This is a genomic window from Citrobacter sp. Marseille-Q3906 (assembly GCF_916618775.1).
Taxonomy (GTDB): Bacteria; Pseudomonadota; Gammaproteobacteria; order Enterobacterales; family Enterobacteriaceae; genus Citrobacter; species Citrobacter murliniae.
Map to the genome: position 1 here is coordinate 956749 of NZ_CAKAKA010000003.1, position 20146 is coordinate 976894.

Annotated in this window: 17 protein-coding genes; 12 read left to right on the forward strand and 5 right to left on the reverse strand. The window is 51.8% G+C overall.

Translation table 11 applies throughout. From position 1 onward, the window contains the following. The first annotated feature begins 78 nt into the window (after nt 1-78). Nucleotides 79-1332, forward strand: coding sequence for a diaminopimelate decarboxylase (gene lysA, locus LG384_RS21925; RefSeq protein ID WP_045447040.1), 1254 nt, complete (start codon nt 79-81; stop codon nt 1330-1332). An 11-nt stretch (nt 1333-1343) separates the two neighbouring features. Here the strand turns inward: lysA and galR are convergent, their stop codons facing one another. Beyond that, complete coding sequence (gene galR, locus LG384_RS21930) at nt 1344-2372, reverse strand: HTH-type transcriptional regulator GalR (RefSeq protein ID WP_045447037.1); 1029 nt, start codon at nt 2370-2372, stop codon at nt 1344-1346. A 590-nt stretch (nt 2373-2962) separates the two neighbouring features. On the opposite strand from galR, the gene aas reads away from it, so the two are divergent. Next, nucleotides 2963-5122, forward strand: coding sequence for a bifunctional acyl-ACP--phospholipid O-acyltransferase/long-chain-fatty-acid--ACP ligase (aas, locus tag LG384_RS21935; RefSeq protein ID WP_225761522.1), 2160 nt, complete (start codon nt 2963-2965; stop codon nt 5120-5122). After that, nucleotides 5115-6308 (forward strand): lysophospholipid transporter LplT, encoded by a 1194-nt coding sequence (gene lplT, locus LG384_RS21940; protein ID WP_045447032.1) that lies wholly within the window; start codon nt 5115-5117, stop codon nt 6306-6308. The genes aas and lplT overlap by 8 nt, the downstream gene beginning before the upstream one ends. A 50-nt stretch (nt 6309-6358) precedes the next feature. On the opposite strand, the gene LG384_RS21945 is transcribed toward lplT, so the two are convergent. From LG384_RS21945 to mutH, 4 genes are all read right to left on the reverse strand, one after another. Next, the gene (locus tag LG384_RS21945) at nt 6359-7399 is read right to left on the reverse strand and encodes an NADP(H)-dependent aldo-keto reductase (protein ID WP_045447022.1); all 1041 of its coding nucleotides are present in this window, start codon (nt 7397-7399) and stop codon (nt 6359-6361) included. 108 nt (nt 7400-7507) lie between these two features. After that, the gene (gene ygdR, locus LG384_RS21950) at nt 7508-7726 is read right to left on the reverse strand and encodes a lipoprotein YgdR (protein ID WP_000758660.1); all 219 of its coding nucleotides are present in this window, start codon (nt 7724-7726) and stop codon (nt 7508-7510) included. A gap of 144 nt (nt 7727-7870) precedes the next feature. Next, a complete protein-coding gene (locus LG384_RS21955) occupies nt 7871-8584 on the reverse strand; it encodes a TerC family protein (protein ID WP_045447018.1) in 714 nt (237 codons plus the stop codon). 78 nt (nt 8585-8662) lie between these two features. Continuing rightward, a complete protein-coding gene (gene mutH, locus LG384_RS21960) occupies nt 8663-9355 on the reverse strand; it encodes a DNA mismatch repair endonuclease MutH (protein WP_045447015.1) in 693 nt (230 codons plus the stop codon). A 684-nt stretch (nt 9356-10039) separates the two neighbouring features. Here mutH and rppH point away from each other — a divergent pair. From rppH to recC, 9 genes are all read left to right on the forward strand, one after another. Next, the gene (gene rppH, locus LG384_RS21965; RefSeq protein ID WP_045447012.1) at nt 10040-10570 is read left to right on the forward strand and encodes an RNA pyrophosphohydrolase; all 531 of its coding nucleotides are present in this window, start codon (nt 10040-10042) and stop codon (nt 10568-10570) included. A 12-nt stretch (nt 10571-10582) separates the two neighbouring features. Then, complete coding sequence (ptsP, locus tag LG384_RS21970) at nt 10583-12829, forward strand: phosphoenolpyruvate--protein phosphotransferase (RefSeq protein ID WP_045447008.1); 2247 nt, start codon at nt 10583-10585, stop codon at nt 12827-12829. Between the two features lie 298 nt (nt 12830-13127). Further along, nucleotides 13128-14003 (forward strand): prolipoprotein diacylglyceryl transferase, encoded by an 876-nt coding sequence (lgt, locus tag LG384_RS21975; protein ID WP_045447005.1) that lies wholly within the window; start codon nt 13128-13130, stop codon nt 14001-14003. Nucleotides 14004-14009: 6 nt separating this feature from the next. Further along, a complete protein-coding gene (gene thyA, locus LG384_RS21980; protein ID WP_045447002.1) occupies nt 14010-14804 on the forward strand; it encodes a thymidylate synthase in 795 nt (264 codons plus the stop codon). 186 nt (nt 14805-14990) lie between these two features. Next, complete coding sequence (locus tag LG384_RS21985; protein ID WP_225761523.1) at nt 14991-15461, forward strand: prepilin peptidase-dependent protein; 471 nt, start codon at nt 14991-14993, stop codon at nt 15459-15461. Beyond that, nucleotides 15452-16015 carry a prepilin peptidase-dependent protein gene (locus tag LG384_RS21990; RefSeq protein WP_225761524.1) on the forward strand — a complete coding sequence of 188 codons (564 nt, stop codon included), beginning with the start codon at nt 15452-15454 and terminating at the stop codon, nt 16013-16015. The genes LG384_RS21985 and LG384_RS21990 overlap by 10 nt, the downstream gene beginning before the upstream one ends. Beyond that, entirely contained in the window at nt 16012-16419 is a 408-nt protein-coding gene (locus tag LG384_RS21995; protein ID WP_045446992.1) for a DUF2509 family protein, read from the forward strand. Before LG384_RS21990 ends, LG384_RS21995 begins: the two co-directional genes overlap by 4 nt. Further along, nucleotides 16404-16727, forward strand: a complete 324-nt coding sequence (locus LG384_RS22000; protein ID WP_225761525.1) for a prepilin-type N-terminal cleavage/methylation domain-containing protein — start codon at nt 16404-16406, stop codon at nt 16725-16727. The genes LG384_RS21995 and LG384_RS22000 overlap by 16 nt, the downstream gene beginning before the upstream one ends. 12 nt (nt 16728-16739) lie before the next feature. After that, nucleotides 16740-20108: an exodeoxyribonuclease V subunit gamma gene (recC, locus tag LG384_RS22005; RefSeq protein WP_225761526.1), complete on the forward strand. Its 3369-nt coding sequence runs from the start codon at nt 16740-16742 to the stop codon at nt 20106-20108. Nucleotides 20109-20146: the final 38 nt, after the last annotated feature.

Consider the following 20146-nt stretch of genomic DNA (forward strand, 5'->3'; position numbering starts at 1 on the left):
AGACTCGCGATAAAACGATATTTTTTATTCTCTTTAGCTTGTGGCGTAATCATAAAAAAATGAATACCGGAGTCCGCTATGCCACGCTCGCTTAATAACACCGATACTGACCTGACCGCCGACAACCTGCTGCGTCTGCCTGCCGAATTTGGCTGCCCGGTATGGGTCTACGATGCGCAGATTATCCGTGCGCAGATCGCTAAACTGAATCAGTTCGACGTGGTGCGCTTTGCCCAGAAGGCATGTTCGAACATTCATATTCTGCGTCTGATGCGCGAGCAGGGCGTGAAGGTGGACTCGGTATCGTTAGGTGAGATTGAACGTGCGCTGGCTGCAGGCTATGTCGCGGGTAAAGATGAGATCGTTTTTACTGCCGATATGATTGATGAAGCGACGCTGGCACGGGTGCATGAGTTACAAATTCCGGTTAATGCCGGGTCAGTGGATATGCTGGAACAGCTTGGTCAGGTATCGCCGGGTCACCGCGTATGGCTGCGCGTCAATCCTGGATTTGGTCACGGGCACAGTCAGAAAACCAATACTGGTGGAGAAAACAGCAAGCACGGAATCTGGTACAGCGATCTGCCAGCAGCGCTGGACGTCATTCAGCGTTATAAACTGAATCTGGTCGGTATTCATATGCATATCGGCTCTGGCGTGGACTACGGACACCTGGAGCAGGTATGTGGCGCGATGGTGCGCCAGGTGATGGAGTTTGGCCAGGATCTCGAGGCGATCTCTGCAGGCGGTGGTTTGTCGATCCCGTACCGCGAAGGAGAAGAGGCGATCAATACCGATCACTATTTCGGTTTGTGGAACGCCGCGCGTGAGCAGATCGCCAGACATCTTGGGCATCCGGTGAAGCTGGAGATTGAGCCGGGACGTTTCCTGGTCGCGGAAGCGGGCGTACTGGTAGCGCAGGTGCGCAGCGTAAAAGAGATGGGGAGCCGCCACTTCGTGTTGATCGATGCAGGTTTTAACGATCTGATGCGCCCGGCGATGTATGGCAGTTATCATCATATCTCCGCGCTGGCGGGGGATGGTCGTTCGCTGGAGCTGGAGCCTCAACGAGAAACCGTTGTTGCGGGTCCGCTGTGCGAGTCCGGCGACGTGTTTACCCAGCAGGAGGGCGGTAAAGTTGAGACCCGTCTGCTGCCTGCGGTGGCACCGGGTGATTATCTGGTACTGCATGATACCGGGGCGTACGGTGCGTCGATGTCGTCGAACTATAATAGCCGCCCGCTACTGCCGGAAGTGCTGTTTGATAACGGAGTGGCGCGGCTGATTCGCCGTCGCCAGACCATTAACGAACTCTTAGCGCTGGAACTATGACGCAATCCTGTTTAATCGTTTGACGATGAATTCCCTGGCTCTGTCAGCGTTGAAACGGAATGTCGGCGTACCAGAGTTGGGTTAAATACATTGGTAATTTCGGGCACCGGGCGTTTTTCCGCCAGCGCCAGCGCCAGTTCAGCGGCCTGCGTTGCCATCGTTACGATAGGATAACGTACCGTTGTCAGCCGTGGGCGCACGTAGCGTGAAACCAGCACATCATCAAAGCCAATCAGTGATATTTCGCCCGGTACATCAATACCATTATCATTTAATACGCCCATGGCACCGGCTGCCATTGAGTCGTTATAACAGGCTACCGCAGTGAAGCTTTTTCCACGACCAAGCAGCTCGGTCATGGCCTGTTCCCCGCCGCTTTCATCCGGTTCACCAAAGGTCACCAGCCGTTCGTTCACCGGTATATTGCTTTCTGCCAATGCATCGTAATAGCCTTTCAGACGATCTTCTGCATCCGAAATGGTGTGATTGGAGCACAGATAACCGATGCGTGTATGGCCTTGCTGGATAAGGTGCCGGGTGGCAAGCCATGCCCCGTAACGGTCATCCAGGGCAACGCAGCGTTGCTCGAAGCCGGGCAGGATTCGGTTGATGAGCACCATGCCGGGGATCTGCTGCATTAACGACGCAAGTTCAGCATCCGGAATGATTTTCGCGTGTACAACGAGAGCGGCGCAACGGTGACGAATAAGCTGCTCAATCGCCTGACGCTCCTTATGTTCGTTATGATAGCCGTTGCCAATCAGTAAAAAGTTTCCGGTGTTATAGGCCACCTGCTCGACAGCTTTTACCATTGCCCCAAAGAAAGGGTCTGACACATCACCTACCACCAGTCCGATGGTTTCAGTGGATTGTTGTGCCAGCGCACGCGCATTGGCGTTGGGGTGGTAGCTGAGTGATTCCATGGCACTCATTACAGCCAGGCGCGAGGCTTCACTGGCTTTAGGGGAATCATTGATCACTCGAGAAACGGTGGCGACTGATACACCAGCTAGTCGGGCTACGTCCTTTATGGTCGCCATGATAGTACCTGTTGTGGGTAAACGCTTACATTCCGCCAGTGTTACGGAAAATGGCTGGCTGTTCAAGCAGATTGCCCGCCAGAACGTCGCAAATGTGAGCGCGCACGAGCGAAGTAAGACAGAAAGGGGAAAATGAAAACCTTTGCTTACACTTTGCGATGGGCTGTTGCGATTGTTCGCTGGTGAGGGAACTGGCCACATTGCTAAAGTTGAGATCCCAGAGGTATTGATAGGTGAAATCAACTTTCGGGTTGATCACAAGATTTACACCAACCTGCGCAGATGCGCAGGTTTTTTTTTATCTCAGGCGTATCTGTAACAGTAACCGATAATTTACACAACTGGTTGCATTTACGTTCATTCCTTTGCGTTTTCGTACTGGCGAATCAGTCGGGTGACGACCACAATCAAGATCCCAGAGGTATTGATTGGTGAGATTATTCGGTACGCACTTCGTACCTGTCTCTTGCACCAACCTGCGCGGATGCGCAGGTTTTTTTTCGTCTTCTATTTACCTGTCGCACGCAATCCCCAACTCGTATAATCTGCCACCATTCATCTTTAGATAATTGATGGTACAGGGAGTTGAGATGCTATTTGGGTTATTTCGTATTCTGTTTCGCGTACTTTTTCGTGTTCGCGTCATGGGCGATGTTAGTACGCTACAGGGAGAACGCATCCTAATCACTCCCAATCATGTCTCATTTATAGATGGTATTCTTCTGGCGCTGTTCCTGCCCATTCGCCCTGTCTTTGCCGTTTATACTTCTATCAGCCAGCAATGGTATATGCGCTGGTTAACCCCATTGATTGATTTCGTTCCGTTGGACCCAACTAAACCGATGTCGATTAAACATCTGGTTCGCCTGGTTGAGCAGGGACGCCCGGTGGTTATCTTCCCGGAAGGCCGTATTTCAACGACCGGATCATTGATGAAAATCTATGACGGTGCCGGTTTTGTCGCGGCAAAATCAGGGGCGACGGTGGTACCTGTGCGCATTGAAGGGGCAGAACTTAGTCACTTCAGCCGGCTGAAGGGTCTGGTTAAGCAGCGATTCTTCCCACGTATCCGGCTACACATTTTGCCGCCAACGGCACTGCCAATGCCTGAAGCGCCGCGCGCGCGCGACCGTCGCAAGATTGCCGGTGAAATGTTGCATCAGATTATGATGGAAGCGCGCATGGCGGTGCGCCCTCGCGAAACGTTGTATGAATCCCTTCTGGCGGCGAAATACCGCTTTGGCGCAGGTAAAAACTGCATTGAAGACGTTAACTTTACTCCGGATAGCTATCGCAAACTGCTGACTAAAACGCTGTTTGTTGCCCGCATTCTGGAAAAGTACAGCGCGGAAGGCGAGAAAATCGGCCTGATGCTGCCAAACGCGGGTATCAGCGCAGCCGTTATCTTTGGCGCTATGGCTCGCCGACGCATCCCGGCAATGATGAACTACACGGCGGGCGTAAAAGGGTTAACCAGCGCAATTACCGCTTCTGAAATCAAAACCATTTTTACCTCCCGACAGTTTCTCGATAAAGGCAAACTCTGGCATCTGCCGGAGCAGATTACTCAGGTACGCTGGGTTTATCTGGAAGATTTAAAAGCCGATGTTACCCTGGGTGACAAGCTGTGGATTTTTTCTCATTTGCTGATGCCGCATCTGGCGCAGGTCAAGCAGCAACCTGAAGAGGCTGCAGTGATCCTCTTTACCTCTGGCTCTGAGGGTCACCCGAAAGGCGTAGTGCACAGCCACAAAAGTATCCTGGCTAACGTCGAGCAAATTAAAACTATTGCCGATTTTACCGCTGACGATCGCTTTATGTCAGCGCTACCGTTGTTTCACTCTTTTGGTCTGACTGTGGGGCTGTTCACACCGTTACTGACTGGTGCTGAAGTGTTTCTTTATCCCAGTCCTCTGCATTATCGCATCGTGCCAGAACTGGTATACGACCGGAACTGCACTGTGTTGTTTGGTACCTCAACGTTCCTCGGTAACTACGCACGCTTCGCACATCCTTATGATTTCCACCGCCTGCGCTATGTTGTGGCGGGAGCAGAAAAGCTGCAAGACAGTACCAGGCAGTTGTGGCAGGAGAAGTTTGGTCTGCGTGTCCTCGAAGGCTATGGGGTGACGGAATGTGCGCCAGTCGTCTCGATTAACGTGCCGATGGCGGCAAAATCGGGCACGGTAGGGCGTATTCTACCGGGGATGGATGCCCGACTGCTGGCGGTTCCCGGGATTGAGGAGGGTGGGCGTTTACAGCTGAAAGGCCCTAATATTATGAACGGCTATTTGCGCGTCGAAAAACCCGGTGTACTGGAAGTGCCGACGGCAGAGAATGCGCAAGGCGAGCTTGAACGCGGCTGGTATGACACCGGTGATATCGTGCGCTTTGATGAGAACGGCTTCGTGCAAATTCAGGGGCGTGCTAAACGTTTTGCCAAAATTGCCGGCGAGATGGTCTCACTTGAAATGGTTGAGCAACTGGCGTTGGCGGTATCCGCCGACAAAATGCATGCTACGGCTATCAAGAGTGATGCCAGTAAAGGCGAGGCGCTGGTGCTGTTCACCACGGATGGAGAGCTGACGCGAGATAAATTGCTGCAGTATGCGCGCGCCCATGGCGTTCCGGAACTTGCCGTGCCACGTGATATCCGCCACCTGAAACAACTCCCTCTACTTGGCAGCGGTAAGCCTGATTTTGTCACGCTAAAAAGCTGGGTTGATGAACCGGAAGAACAACATGCCTGAGTCAGTACACACTAACACTTCAATCTGGTCTAAAGGGATGTTGTCCGTTATCGCCGCGCAGTTTCTGTCGGCGTTTGGCGATAATGCGTTGCTGTTCGCCACGCTGGCGTTGCTGAAGGCGCAATTCTACCCGGACTGGAGCCAACCGATCCTGCAAATGGTGTTTGTGGGCGCTTACATTCTTTTTGCGCCTTTTGTCGGACAGGTGGCGGATAGCTTTGCCAAGGGCAGAGTGATGATGTTCGCCAACGGCCTCAAGCTATTGGGTGCGGCGAGTATTTGCTTCGGTTTTAACCCTTTTCTGGGGTATACGCTGGTGGGTATTGGCGCTGCGGCTTATTCACCGGCCAAATATGGCATTCTCGGCGAGCTGACCACTGGCGACAAACTGGTGAAAGCCAACGGACTGATGGAAGCTTCAACCATCGCAGCTATTTTGCTGGGATCTGTCGCTGGCGGCGTTCTGGCAGACTGGCATGTCATTGCCGCACTCTCTGTTTGCGCGCTGGCATACGCCGGAGCCGTCCTGGCTAACCTGTATATTCCAAAACTGGCCGCTGCTCGTCCCGGGCAATCGTGGCATCTGGGGAAAATGACGCGTAGTTTTTTCTGCGCAGCGTCTTCGTTATGGCGTGACGGTGAAACACGTTTTTCGTTAGTAGGTACTAGCCTTTTTTGGGGCGCAGGTGTGACGTTGCGTTTTCTGCTGGTGTTATGGGTACCGGTGGCTCTGGGCATCACTGATAACGCCACGCCAACCTATCTCAATGCTATGGTGGCTATCGGGATTGTGGTTGGTGCCGGAGCGGCAGCTAAGCTGGTAACGCTGGAAACGGTGTCTCGCTGCATGCCGGCGGGGATCCTGATTGGCGTGGGGGTGCTGTTTTTGTCTCTGCAACATGCGCTGCTTCCATCCTATGCGTTGCTGATGCTTATCGGTGTACTGGGCGGCTTTTTTGTTGTGCCTCTGAATGCGTTGCTGCAGGAGCGGGGCAAAAAAAGCGTTGGTGCGGGTAATGCTATTGCGGTGCAAAACCTGGGCGAAAACAGCGCTATGCTGCTAATGCTCGGCATCTACTCGTTAGCGGTTCTGGTGGGGCTTCCGGCGGTCGCGATTGGCATCGGGTTTGGCGGCTTATTTGCGCTGGCGATTACGGCGCTGTGGGTCTGGCAACGCCGTCATTAATTTGTGTGTCGGGTAGCGGTTTGGCTTTACCCGGCACACAATGCGCATAATCACGGTGCCGGGTAGGTATAAACCTGATGCACCGCTTCAATCTCCGCCAGTACCTCTTCGCTTAATTCCAGATGCAGGCTTTCGACATTGGTTTTTAACTGTTCCATCGTCGTGGCTCCCAGCAGAGTGCTGGCGACAAACGGCTGGCGACGAACAAACGCCAGCGCCATCTGGGCTGGATCCAGATTATGACGTTTCGCGATATCTACATAAGCGGCGACAGCCTTTTGCGTCTGTTCACCGCTGTAGCGCGTGAAACGGCTAAACAGTGTATTACGTGCTCCGGCAGGTTTAGCGCCGTTCAGATATTTACCGCTTAAGGTACCAAAACCCAGGCAAGAGTAGGCCAGCAGTTCAACCCCTTCATATTGGCTGACTTCCGCGAGCCCAACCTCGAAGCTGCGGTTCAGCAGGCTGTATGGGTTCTGGATGGTGACGATGCGTGGCAGGTCGTGTTTGTCAGCAAGGTGCAGATAGCGCATCACGCCGAATGCGGTTTCGTTGGAAACGCCGATATAGCGAATTTTCCCCGCACGCTGAAATTCAGTCAGAGCTTCCAGTGTTTCCAGCAGAGTAATTACCGGTGTGGAATCCGTCCAGTTGTAGCCAAGTTTGCCAAAACAATTGGTAGGGCGCTGAGGCCAGTGTACCTGATACAGATCCAGATAATCGGTTTGCAGGCGTTTAAGGCTGTCATTCAGCGCCTGGCGAATGTTTTTACGATCCAGCGCCTGATCGGGGCGAATACCGCTGTCATTGTTACGTGACGGACCGCTGACCTTCGAGGCCACGATCAGTTTTTCACGGCTACCATGTTTGGCGAGCCAGTTGCCGACGTAAGTTTCTGTGAGCCCCTGAGTTTCAGGGCGAGGCGGTACCGGATACATCTCGGCAACGTCGATTAAATTTATGCCTTGTGCAACGGCATAGTCGAGCTGTGCATGTGCGTCGGCTTCGCTATTTTGTTCACCAAACGTCATTGTGCCCAGCCCCAGTGTACTGACTTCCAGCGAGCTGTGGGGTATACGGTGATATTGCATAGCCGTTTCCTTTTTATAATCACGACATAAGGATTATAAAAATGGCTGAGGGAAGGGAAAAAGGGAAGCAAAAATTGTTAAGGCCAGCAGCATTGCTGACCTCAACCATCAACGTTCAATAATTTGAGACACATCGTCACGGTTAATTTGCATCGCGTTGCCTTGCTGATCGTGATAGCTCACCAGACCGGTATCGTCATCAATTTCCGGTTTACCGTCGGTCAGGATCATACGACCGTCTTTTGTCGCCATCACATAATCACTGCTGCATCCGGAAACTGCAAAAGCCAATCCTACGGCGGAAATTAAAACTGCCCATTTTTTCATCTGTTTATCCTCACATGGCCTGCGTCTGACAATAGTTTAGTAATAACGCGAAGTTATGCAGGACGAAAGAGGGAAAATCTTAATCTGTGAGAAGGGGAAGATGATGAGGTTATTCGCTCCCCTTGCGGGGAGCGACAGATTTTATCAGAGCGGATTTTTTTTATTGCGCAACAGGTTCAGGGTCTCTACCGCGATAGAGAAGAACATGGCGAAATAAATGTATCCTTTCGGTACATGGACATCGAAACTTTCCAGAATCAGCGTGAAACCAACCAGAATCAGGAAAGAGAGTGCCAGCATTTTTACCGAAGGGTGACGATCCACAAACTCGCCTATTGGGCGTGCTGCAAACATCATCACACCCACGGCGATGACCACCGCCGCCATCATGATAAACAGATGATCGGACAAGCCTACCGCGGTGATGACGGAGTCCAGACTGAAAATAATGTCTAACAACATGATCTGCACAATCGCACCCAGGAAAGAGGATACGCGAGTTTTCAGCCCCTCCTCTTCACCTTCAATCGACTCGTGGATCTCTTTGCTGGCTTTCCAGATCAGGAATAATCCGCCGAGCAGGAGTATGAGATCTCGTGCGGATATCGCCTCGCCAAACACCTCGAATAACGGGTTTGTCAAACGAGTTACCCAGGCGATAGAGGCCAGCAAAGCTAGACGCATGAGCATCGCTGCCGCCAGCCCAATACGTCGGGCGTGACTGCGTTGCGCGGTCGGAAGTTTGGCAACTACCAGAGAGAGGAAAATAATATTGTCGATCCCGAGAACGATCTCCAGCAGCGTCAGCGTACCGAGCGCAAGCCAGGCGTTAGGATCGGTTATCCATGCAAATAACATCGAACAAAGTCCTGCCAAAAAAAAGAAGCGCTAATTATAGGCCCGTAACGCGGCGGGTGAAAGGCCGGGCAGTGCCTATTAGGGCTGGAATAAAAAATGTCGCTCCAGTAAGGCACGAGTGAAGTTCTTTTTAAGGTAAAACCCGCGTGGCAAGGTCAGGATTGGTTCGCCATTGGCACCAATAGCCTCGGTAAGCGCTCTGGCATTGGCGGCTTTTGGACGTAGTTGTAGGACTTCCCCATGGCGAGCGGTAATGCGTTCGACGTGACCCAACACAATCATGTCCATTAACTCTTCCCAGTCCAGACGCAATTGTCGGTCCTCTTCTTCATTTGGGCTCCACAGTAGCGGAGAGCCGACGCGCCGTTCAGCCAGCGGTATATTGCGTTCACCTTCAACGGGGATCCACAGTACGCGTTTGAGTTTGTGCCGGACATGGCTGGTTTCCCACGTTACGCCTGTATTGCCGGTCAGTGGCGCTACGCAAACAAAGGTGGTTTCCAGCGGTCTGCCAAGACTGTCCACAGGGATTGTTTTCAGCTCCACGCCGAGCGCGGCAAAATCCTGTTCTGGCTTACTGCCCGCACTGGCACCAAGCCATATCTCCAGCAGCACGCCAATCCAGCCTTTGTCCCGCTTTAAATCCTTTGGCGTAACAAGACCCGCCATCGTCGCCAACTCTCCCAAAGCGTAGCCTGAGAGTTGTCGTGCCTGGGTAAGCAACTGAGTCTCAGATTCAGGAGGTAAAAGTAACGGATGGAGTTCTGGCATTGGGTTATACCTTAGGCGAAAAAATGAGCAATGATTTTATACCGTGTGGACAGAGTTTATCTTTTTCCACATGCTATATTCAATTATATGATTTATATTGGTTTTTAGATTTCAATTCGCGGAGTTGCGCAACAGCAATTCAGGTTTTCCAATTCTGGTCACTGACAATGAACAGGATCTTACACCATGTTATCCACAGAAAGATGGGATAACTGTGAAAAAACCCTACTACTGTTTCAATTTACAGCCTTGACGTGCGACGAAAATCGAATTTTTACACAAATTGTGCCTAACTTATTGGCATAATCTGTGGATAAAACCAACGCTGGTTGATCTTTCATCAGCTCGAAGATCGTATGCGTGATGATCGTCACGTTTCTGTGTGATTATCTCCTGATCCCGAGTTTAACTTAATGAATATATAAGACTATTTTTTATGTGTGACGGAGGTCTTATTCAGACTGTTCCGGGTTTTCCCATAGTAATTCCGTACTTCTTCACAACTATATCCACAGAAAAGGTGAATAAAATCGTCCTGGCAGTGCTCCCTCTGTTTATAACTCGGGCCTTTGCTGTGAGTTATTCAATTGTTATTAGAGTATCGTGTCCTTAACAGAGTGGTTTACCGCCTCCCAGGAGTGTGAAACAATCGTTTGTATATAAGGTTTATGTTGAGGTAGTCCGGTGATTGATGACGATGGCTACCGCCCGAATGTAGGGATAGTAATTTGTAACCGCCAGGGGCAGGTCATGTGGGCCCGGCGATTTGGTCAGCACTCCTGGCAATTTCCACAAGGTGGGATAAACGCAGGAGAGACAGCAGAGCAGGCGATGTACCGGGAACTCTTTGAAGAAGTGGGGCTCAGCCGTAAAGATGTACGGATCCTCGCTTCTACTCGTAACTGGTTGCGTTACAAGTTACCGAAACGTTTGGTGCGTTGGGACACGAAGCCGGTTTGTATCGGCCAGAAACAAAAATGGTTTCTTCTGCAATTGATCAGTAGCGATGCTGAAATCAATATGCAAACCAGTAGTACACCTGAGTTTGATGGCTGGCGCTGGGTGAGTTACTGGTATCCGGTTCGACAGGTGGTGTCATTTAAACGCGATGTTTATCGCAGGGTGATGAAAGAATTCGCAAGTGTTGTGATGGCGCTTCAGGAAAGTACTCCTAAGCCGCAAAGCCCGCCTGCGTACAGACGTAAAAGAGGTTAAGCTACGCAAATTATGCTCACCCGCCTGCGCGAAATAGTCGAAAAGGTAGCCAGTGCTCCACGCCTTAATGAGGCGCTGAATATTCTGGTTACTGACATCTGTCTTGCGATGGATACAGAGGTCTGCTCGGTCTATCTGGCCGACCACGACCGACGTTGTTATTACCTCATGGCGACCCGGGGACTCAAAAAACCACGCGGTCGCACTGTTGCACTCGCGTTTGATGAAGGGATCGTTGGCCTGGTTGGCAGGCTGGCGGAACCTATCAACCTTGCCGATGCGCAAAAACATCCGAGCTTCAAATATATTCCTTCGGTGAAAGAAGAGCGTTTTCGTGCGTTCTTAGGCGTCCCGATCATCCAGCGCCGCCAGCTATTAGGTGTGCTGGTCGTACAGCAGCGCGAGTTGCGCCAGTACGATGAAAGTGAAGAGTCCTTCCTGGTCACGCTTGCCACGCAAATGGCAGCCATTCTTTCTCAGTCGCAGCTTACCGCGCTGTTCGGTCAATACCGCCAAACGCGCATTCGTGCGCTGCCCGCAGCGCCCGGTGTGGCAATTGCTGAAGGCTGGCAGGATGCCACGCTGCCGTTGATGGAGCAGGTGTATCAGGCGTCAACGTTGGATCCTGCGCTGGAACGAGAACGACTGACCGGAGCGCTGGAAGAAGCTGCTAACGAATTCCGTCGCTACAGTAAGCGTTTTGCTGCCGGGGCGCAGAAAGAAACGGCGGCGATCTTTGATCTCTACTCGCACCTGCTTTCTGATACCCGTTTACGCCGTGAGCTGTTTGCTGAAGTGGATAACGGTTCAGTGGCAGAGTGGGCCGTTAAAACGATCATCGAGAAGTTTGCCGAACAGTTTGCTGCCCTGAGTGATAGCTATCTTAAAGAGCGATCCGGGGATTTACGTGCGCTCGGTCAGCGCTTGCTGTTCCATCTTGATGACTCCATCCAGGGGCCGAATGCCTGGCCTGAGCGTTTTGTGCTGGTAGCCGATGAACTCTCAGCTACCACTCTGGCGGAACTTCCACAGGATCGGCTTGTGGGGGTTGTGGTCAGGGACGGTGCCGCCAACTCCCATGCGGCGATAATGGTTCGTGCGTTGGGTATCCCCACCGTGATGGGGGCTGATATCCAGCCATCGGTATTGCATCGTCGCACGCTGGTGGTGGATGGTTATCGCGGCGAGGTGTTGGTCGATCCGGAACCTGTATTGATACAGGAATATCAGCGCCTCATCAGTGAAGAGAATGAGCTGAGTCGCCTGGCAGAAGATGATGTTAATCAACCTGCACAATTGAAAAGCGGCGAGCGCGTTAAGGTGATGCTCAATGCCGGACTTAGTCCCGAACATGAGCAGAAGCTGGGTAGTCGGATCGACGGTATTGGTCTGTATCGCACCGAAATCCCGTTCATGCTGCAAAGTGGCTTTCCATCGGAAGAAGAGCAGGTTGCGCAGTATCAAGGGATGCTGCAAATGTTTAACGACAAGCCTGTGACGCTGCGCACGCTGGATGTCGGGGCGGATAAGCAGCTGCCTTACATGCCAATCAGTGAAGAGAATCCGTGCCTCGGGTGGCGTGGGATCCGCATTACACTCGATCAGCCGGAGATCTTTCTGATCCAGGTACGAGCGATGCTGCGGGCAAATGCAGCAACCGGCAATCTAAGTATTTTGCTGCCGATGGTAACCAGTATTGATGAGGTGGACGAAGCACGACGTTTGATTGAACGTGCCGGACGCGAAGTGGAAGAGATGATCGGCTATGCGATCCCGAAACCACGCATCGGCATTATGCTGGAGGTCCCGTCGATGGTATTTATGTTGCCGCATCTGGCGAACAGGATCGATTTTATATCGGTCGGGACTAACGATCTTACTCAATATATTCTGGCGGTCGATCGCAACAACACACGTGTCGCCAGCATTTATGACAGCCTGCATCCGGGAATGTTACGTGCCCTGGCGATGATTGCGCAGGAAGCTGAGCGAAGTGGTATCGATTTGCGCCTGTGTGGTGAAATGGCGGGCGATCCGATGTGTGTAACTATTCTAATCGGTTTGGGCTTCCGTCATTTGTCGATGAACGGTCGTTCCGTGGCGCGAGTAAAATATCTGCTGCGACATATCGATTTTGATGAAGCGCAAACGCTGGCTCAGCGCAGCCTGGAAGCGCAGCTAGCGACAGAAGTACGCCATCAGGTGGCGGCATTTATGGAGCGTCGTGGCATGGGCGGTTTAATTCGCGGGGGATTATGAAACCAGGGCGGGAAACAGTAGCTACACCCAATGTATTTTGAGTGTATTGAACAGGTAAGTCCGTGACAAATTCGTCAGGAACGAATTTGAACAGCCGGAGGCTGCCTCCGGTGAGTGAACGCAACCAACAAAGATGCAGCTTGAAAGACGAGGGCGTATACATATCTTTTAACTGTAATCGGCATCCGCTGTGATCCCCTTGTGCTATCATTCGCAACTTCGGAGCGCCTGCATTATGCAGGCGCGCTTATCAATTGCTGTCTGACTTCAGCGAAATAACAAGAACTTGTGGTGACAGATGACCAGTAGCTATCTGCATTTTCCGGATTTCGATCCGGTCATTTTCTCAATTGGACCCGTCGCACTTCACTGGTACGGCATGATGTATTTGGTGGGGTTTATTTTTGCGATGTGGCTGGCGACTCGCCGTGCTAATCGCCCAGGGAGTGGCTGGACCAAAAACGAAGTAGAAAACTTACTCTATGCAGGCTTCCTCGGGGTTTTCCTCGGTGGGCGTATCGGCTACGTACTGTTCTACAACTTCCCTCTCTTCCTTGATAATCCGCTGTATCTGTTCCGCGTCTGGGATGGCGGTATGTCCTTCCACGGCGGTCTTATCGGTGTGATTCTGGTGATGATTATCTTCGCCAAACGTACCAAGCGCTCGTTCTTCCAGGTTTCTGATTTCATAGCACCGTTGATTCCGTTTGGCCTGGGTGCCGGTCGTCTGGGCAACTTTATTAATGGCGAGTTGTGGGGACGTGTCGACCCGAATTTCTCCTATGCCATGCTGTTTCCTGGTTCGCGTACAGAAGATATCTTACTGCTGCAAACTAATCCGCAATGGCAGTCTATTTTCGATACTTACGGCTCACTGCCACGCCACGCTTCCCAGCTCTATGAGATGGCGCTGGAAGGGGTTGTGCTGTTTATCATACTTAATCTGTTTATTCGTAAACCGCGCCCGATGGGGTCGGTCTCCGGGTTGTTCCTGATTGGCTATGGTGCGTTTCGTATCATCGTTGAATTTTTCCGCCAACCGGATCAGCAGTTTACCGGCGCATGGGTACAATACATCAGCATGGGGCAGATCCTGTCTATCCCGATGATTGTCGCCGGTATTATCATGATGGTTTGGGCGTATCGTCGCAGCCCACAGCAACACGTTTCCTGAGGAACCATGAAACAGTATTTAGAACTGATGCAAAAAGTGCTGGATGAAGGCACACAGAAAAACGATCGTACCGGAACCGGAACGCTTTCCATTTTTGGCCATCAGATGCGTTTTAACCTGCAGGAAGGGTTCCCGCTGGTTACAACTAAACGCTGCCACTTGCGCTCCATTATTCATGAACTACTGTGGTTTTTGCAGGGCGACACCAACGTTGCTTATCTGCATGAAAATAATGTCTCAATCTGGGATGAATGGGCCGATGAAAATGGCAATTTAGGCCCGGTTTATGGCAAACAGTGGCGCGCGTGGCCAACGCCGGATGGCCGCCATATTGACCAGATTACGACGGTTTTAAACCAGCTGAAAAACGACCCGGACTCTCGCCGTATCATCGTTTCCGCGTGGAACGTGGGTGAGTTGGATAAGATGGCGCTGGCGCCGTGCCACGCATTCTTCCAGTTTTACGTGGCTGACGGCAAGCTCTCCTGCCAACTGTACCAGCGTTCGTGCGATGTGTTCCTCGGCCTGCCGTTTAACATTGCCAGCTACGCTTTGCTGGTCCACATGATGGCGCAGCAGTGCGATCTTGAAGTTGGTGACTTTGTCTGGACTGGCGGCGACACGCACCTGTACAGCAACCATATGGAACAAACTCACCTGCAGCTTAGCCGTGAACCCCGCGCGCTGCCGAAGCTGGTTATCAAGCGTAAACCTGAGTCTATCTTCGACTATCGTTTCGACGATTTCGAAATTGAAGGCTACGATCCGCACCCAGGCATCAAAGCGCCGGTCGCCATCTGATCGAATGTCATGCTGCCACGACCGACGCCATAGCGCGTCGGTTTTTTTTTGCCTTCGCGTCAGTTTTTCGATGCTGATTCCTGCAAAAGTTGTAATACGCTGCAACATGGAAAATATTCCTCGCAGCCCGCCGAATAACCCGAATTCACTGCTCGTTATTTCATTCCCTCACGCCATACTGGCGACATGAAAAAACAACAAGGCTATACGCTAATTGAAACTCTGGTTGCGATGCTCATTATTGTCGCCCTAAGTGCCACAGGACTTTATGGCTGGCAACGCTGGCAGCAGCAACAACGGTTGTGGCAAACCGCCTGTCAGGTACGGGATTATTTGCTGCAACTTCGTGAAGATGCCAACTGGCATAACCGCGACCACGTTATCAGCGTTATCAGAGAGGAAGCGTCATGGTGTTTTGTTAGCTCTGCCGATGTTCATGAGTCATGTAAGCCTTCCTCGCCGTGGCTGTTTATGCCGCTCTGGGACGATATTGAGATGGTGGAGATAACGCCTTCGCTGGCTTTTTTTGGCCTACGGAACACGGCATGGGCTGGGCATATTCGCCTGAAAAATGCGGCTGGTGAATTGAATCTGGTGGTATCAGGTTGGGGGAGAATCAGACTTTGCGAGCGCGATGAGGCAAATCTATGTCGCTAAACGAACGCGGTTTTTCACTGCTGGAGGTGCTGATTGCGATGGCGATAAGCAGTGTTTTACTCCTGGGTTCAGCGCGATTTTTACCTGCCCTGCAGCGCGGTATTTTGCACAATACACACCAGTTAGTGCTTGAAGATGAGGTCTGGCAACGTGTTTATACCGTAGCGAAGCATCTCCAGCGGGCGGGCTACTGTCACGGACGCTGTCACGGTGAAGGGCTGGAAATATCGGGTCAGCGCGATTGCGTTATTGTGCAGTGGGATGCAAACAGTAACGGTATCTGGGAGACGAATCCAGCGAAAGAAGCCGAGCAGATTGGATTTCGCCTACAAAACAAGGCGCTGGAGACATTGCGCGGTGCGACGTCGTGCGCAGGAAAGGGCTGGGATAGCATGACCGATCCTGTAACCATTCAGATTGAGTCATTTCAGGTGGAACGCCAGAATGTTAGCGGGTTTGCGCCCGTCCTCATTCTGCGTCTGCGTGGCTCCAGTAAAGTCGAACCACAAAGAGTGATCGAAGCGCTTTACAGCGTGACAGGATTTAATCTGTGAACCGGGAACGAGGTGTATCGTCCCTTGCACTGGTACTTTTACTTCTGGTGCTCGGTAGTCTGTTGTTGCAGGGCGTTAGCAGGCAGGAAGCCAGTTTTGCCTCTCGTGTTGCAATGGAAAGCCAGTCTTTGCAACGCCAGGCCGTGGCGCAATCTGCGATGGAATGGGGGCGTATGCAACGCTGGCTTTTGCAACCCGATGTTCAGTGTCGGTCCTATGCAATGCAGAATGCAGACGTTTGTCTGCGACTGCTTGCTAATAATAACGTGTTGCTTATTGCTCAATACGAAGGGATATCTCTATGGCGTCAGGGCGAGGTTGTAGACGGCAATATCAAGTTTTCTGCACATGGCTGGAGCGATTTCTGCCCGTTAAAGACGCTGGCATTATGCCAGATCCCCTGAACCGGCAACGTGGATTTAGCCTGCCGGAAGTCATGTTGGCAATGGTGTTGATGATCATGATTGTGACCACACTGTCGGGGTATCAACGAGCATTGATGAACAGTTTCTTGGGCAGAAATCAGTACCAGCAGCTTTGGCGTTACGCGTGGCAGCAAAGCCAACTGCATGTGTTTTCGCTGCCTTTGAACTGGCAGGTAAACCGAATGCAGACAACGCAGGCGGGATGTGTCAGCATCAATGTTAAAATTACGTCCCCTATGGGCAGGCAGGGTCAAATGACACGTCTGCACTGCTCAAATCGTCAGTAGTCAGGAGTCGCTATGTTAAGGGTCTACCACTCCAATCGCCTGGATGTGCTGGAAGCGTTAATGGAATATATCGTCGAGCGGGAGCGACTGGACGACCCTTTTGAACCGGAGATGATCCTGGTTCAAAGTACCGGTATGGCGCAATGGTTACAAATGACCCTGGCACAGAAGTTTGGTATTGCCGCCAACATTGATTTTCCGCTACCTGCGAGTTTTATCTGGGATATGTTTGTGCGCGTATTGCCGGAGATCCCGAAAGAGAGCGCGTTCAGCAAACAGAGTATGAGCTGGAAGCTGATGACGTTGCTGCCGCAATTACTGGAAAAAGATGACTTCACGCTGCTGCGTCACTATCTGACTGACGATACCGACAAGCGTAAGTTGTTTCAGCTTTCTTCACGCGCAGCCGACCTTTTCGACCAATATTTAGTCTACCGTCCGGACTGGTTAACGCAGTGGGAGGAGGGAAGGCTGGTTGAAGGTTTAGGAGAGTCTCAGGCCTGGCAGGCACCACTGTGGAAAGCGCTGGTGGAATATACCGCTGAACTGGGACAACCACGCTGGCATCGCGCTAATTTATATCAACGGTTTATTCAGACCCTGGAAAGTGCAACAAGCTGCCCGGAAGGGCTACCTTCGCGCGTTTTTATTTGCGGTATTTCGGCGTTGCCGCCTGTTTATCTTCAGGCGTTGCAGGCGTTGGGTAAGCATATCGAAATTCACCTGTTATTCACTAATCCGTGTCGTTTCTACTGGGGTGACATCAAAGATCCTGCGTATCTGGCGAAGCTGCTGGCGCGCCAGCGTCGGCACAGCTTTGAAGAAAGAGAGTTGCCGTTGTTTCGTGATAGCCAAAATGCCGAGGGGTTGTTTAACAGTGATGGCGAGCAGGATGTCAGCAATCCGCTGCTGGCCTCGTGGGGAAAACTGGGGCGTGACTATATTTACCTGCTGTCTGAGCTGGAAAACAGCCAGGAACTGGATGCGTTTGTCGATATCACGCCCGACAATCTTTTGCGTAACATTCAGTCGGACATCCTTGAGCTGGAAAGCCGGGCTGTGGCAGGCGTCAATCTGGAGGAGTATTCGCGTAGCGACAATAAACGGTTGCTTGAGCCGAATGACACCAGTGTGAGTTTCCATGTCTGCCATAGCCCACAGCGTGAGGTGGAAATCCTCCATGACCGTTTGCTGGCGATGCTGGAAGCGGACCCTACGCTGACGCCGCGTGACATCATTGTGATGGTAGCGGATATCGACAGCTACAGCCCATTCATTCAGGCCGTTTTTGGCAGCGCGCCAGCTGATAGATATTTACCGTTTGCCATTTCTGACCGCCGTGCACGTCAGTCCCATCCCGTTTTACAGGCCTTTATCAGCCTGCTGTCGTTGCCGGACAGCCGTTTTGTCTCAGAAGATGTGTTGGCATTACTGGACGTCCCAGTACTGGCGGCGCGCTTCAACATCAACGAAGAGGGATTACGCTATCTTCGCCTGTGGGTTAATGAGTCAGGTATTCGTTGGGGAATTGACGACGACAACGTTCGCGAACTGGAACTACCACCGACAGGCCAGCACACCTGGCAATTTGGTCTGACGCGTATGCTGCTGGGCTATGCGATGGAAAGCACGCAGGGCGAGTGGCAATCGGTATTGCCGTATGATGAATCCAGCGGTTTGATTGCCGAGCTGGTGGGGCATCTGGCTTCGCTATTGATGCAGCTAAATCTCTGGCGCCGGGGGTTGGCCCAGGAGCGTCCGCTGGAGGAATGGCTACCCGTCTGTCGTGACATGCTCAATGATTTCTTCCTGCCGGATGCAGAAACCGAAGCGGCGATGACGCTCATTGAACAACAGTGGCAGGCTATTATTGGCGAAGGTTTAGGGGCCGAGTATCGCGATGCTATTCCACTTTCACTGTTACGCGATGAGCTAGCCCTGCGGCTAGACCAGGAACGTATCAGTCAGCGCTTCCTTGCTGGTCCGGTGAATATTTGTACGCTGATGCCAATGCGTTCCATTCCTTTCAAAGTGGTGTGTTTGTTAGGCATGAACGACGGTGTTTATCCGCGCCAGCTTGCGCCGTTGGGTTTTGACCTGATGAGTCAAAAGCCGATGCGGGGTGACCGAAGTCGTCGTGATGATGATCGCTATCTGTTTCTGGAAGCACTGATCTCGGCGCAGCAAACGCTCTATATCAGCTACATTGGGCGTTCAATTCAGGACAACAGTGAACGCTTTCCGTCGGTACTGGTGCAGGAGTTAATGGACTATATTGGGCAAAGCCACTACTTACCGGGTGATGAATTGCTCACCAGCGATGAAAGCGAAACCAAAGTAAAAGCCCACATTACCCGTTTGCACACCCGTATGCCTTTTGATGTACAAAACTTTCAGCCAGGCGAACAGCAAAGTTATGCGCGTGAATGGCTGCCAGCGGCGAACATGTCAGGTAAGGCACACGCTGATTTTGTTCAGCCACTCCACTTTACGATGCCTGAAACCCTGACGCTGGAAACGCTACAACGATTTTGGGCTCATCCGGTTCGGGCCTTCTTCCAGATGCGGCTACGAGTGAATTTCCGTTCTGAAGAGAGTGAGATCCCGGAAACGGAGCCTTTTACCCTTGAGGGGTTAACCCGCTATCAGCTTAACCAGCAGTTGCTTAACACGCTGGTGGAAGAGAACGACGCCGAGCGTTTGTTCCGTCGCTTCCGTGCGGCTGGCTCGCTTCCTTATGGGGCATTTGGTGAGATTCTTTGGGATACCCAACGTCAGGAGATGCAGTCGCTTGCCGATCGCATTATTGCCTCTCGCCAGCCTTGCCAGAGCATGGAAATTGATCTGAGCTGCAACGGTGTGCAAATCACGGGTTGGTTACCACAGGTCCAGGAAGATGGTTTGTTGCGCTGGCGCCCATCTTTGATAAGTGTGTCCCAGGGGGTGCAACTTTGGCTGGAACATCTTGTCTATTGTGCCAGTGGCGGAGCGGGAGAGAGTCGTTTGTTCCTGCGTAAAGACGGAGAATGGCGTTTCCCTCCACTGGAGGCAGAGCAGGCGTTACTGTATCTGTCACAACTTATTGAGGGGTATCGGGAAGGCATGTCATCGCCTTTGCTGGTGCTACCGGAAAGTGGTGGGGCGTGGATAAAAACCTGTTATGACGCCGTAAATGATGCCATGTTAGATGACGATGATACGCTGCAAAAAGCACGAAATAAGTTTTTGCAGGCTTATGAAGGCAACATGATGGTGCGTGGTGAAGGCGATGATATCTGGTATCAACGCCTGTGGCGTCAGCTGGCTCCTGAAACTCTGGAGACCATTGTGTCGCAGTCTCAGCGCTATTTGTTACCGTTATTTCGCTTTAATCAGTCATGATGATTGTATAAAAATTGCACAGATTGATGACTTCTACT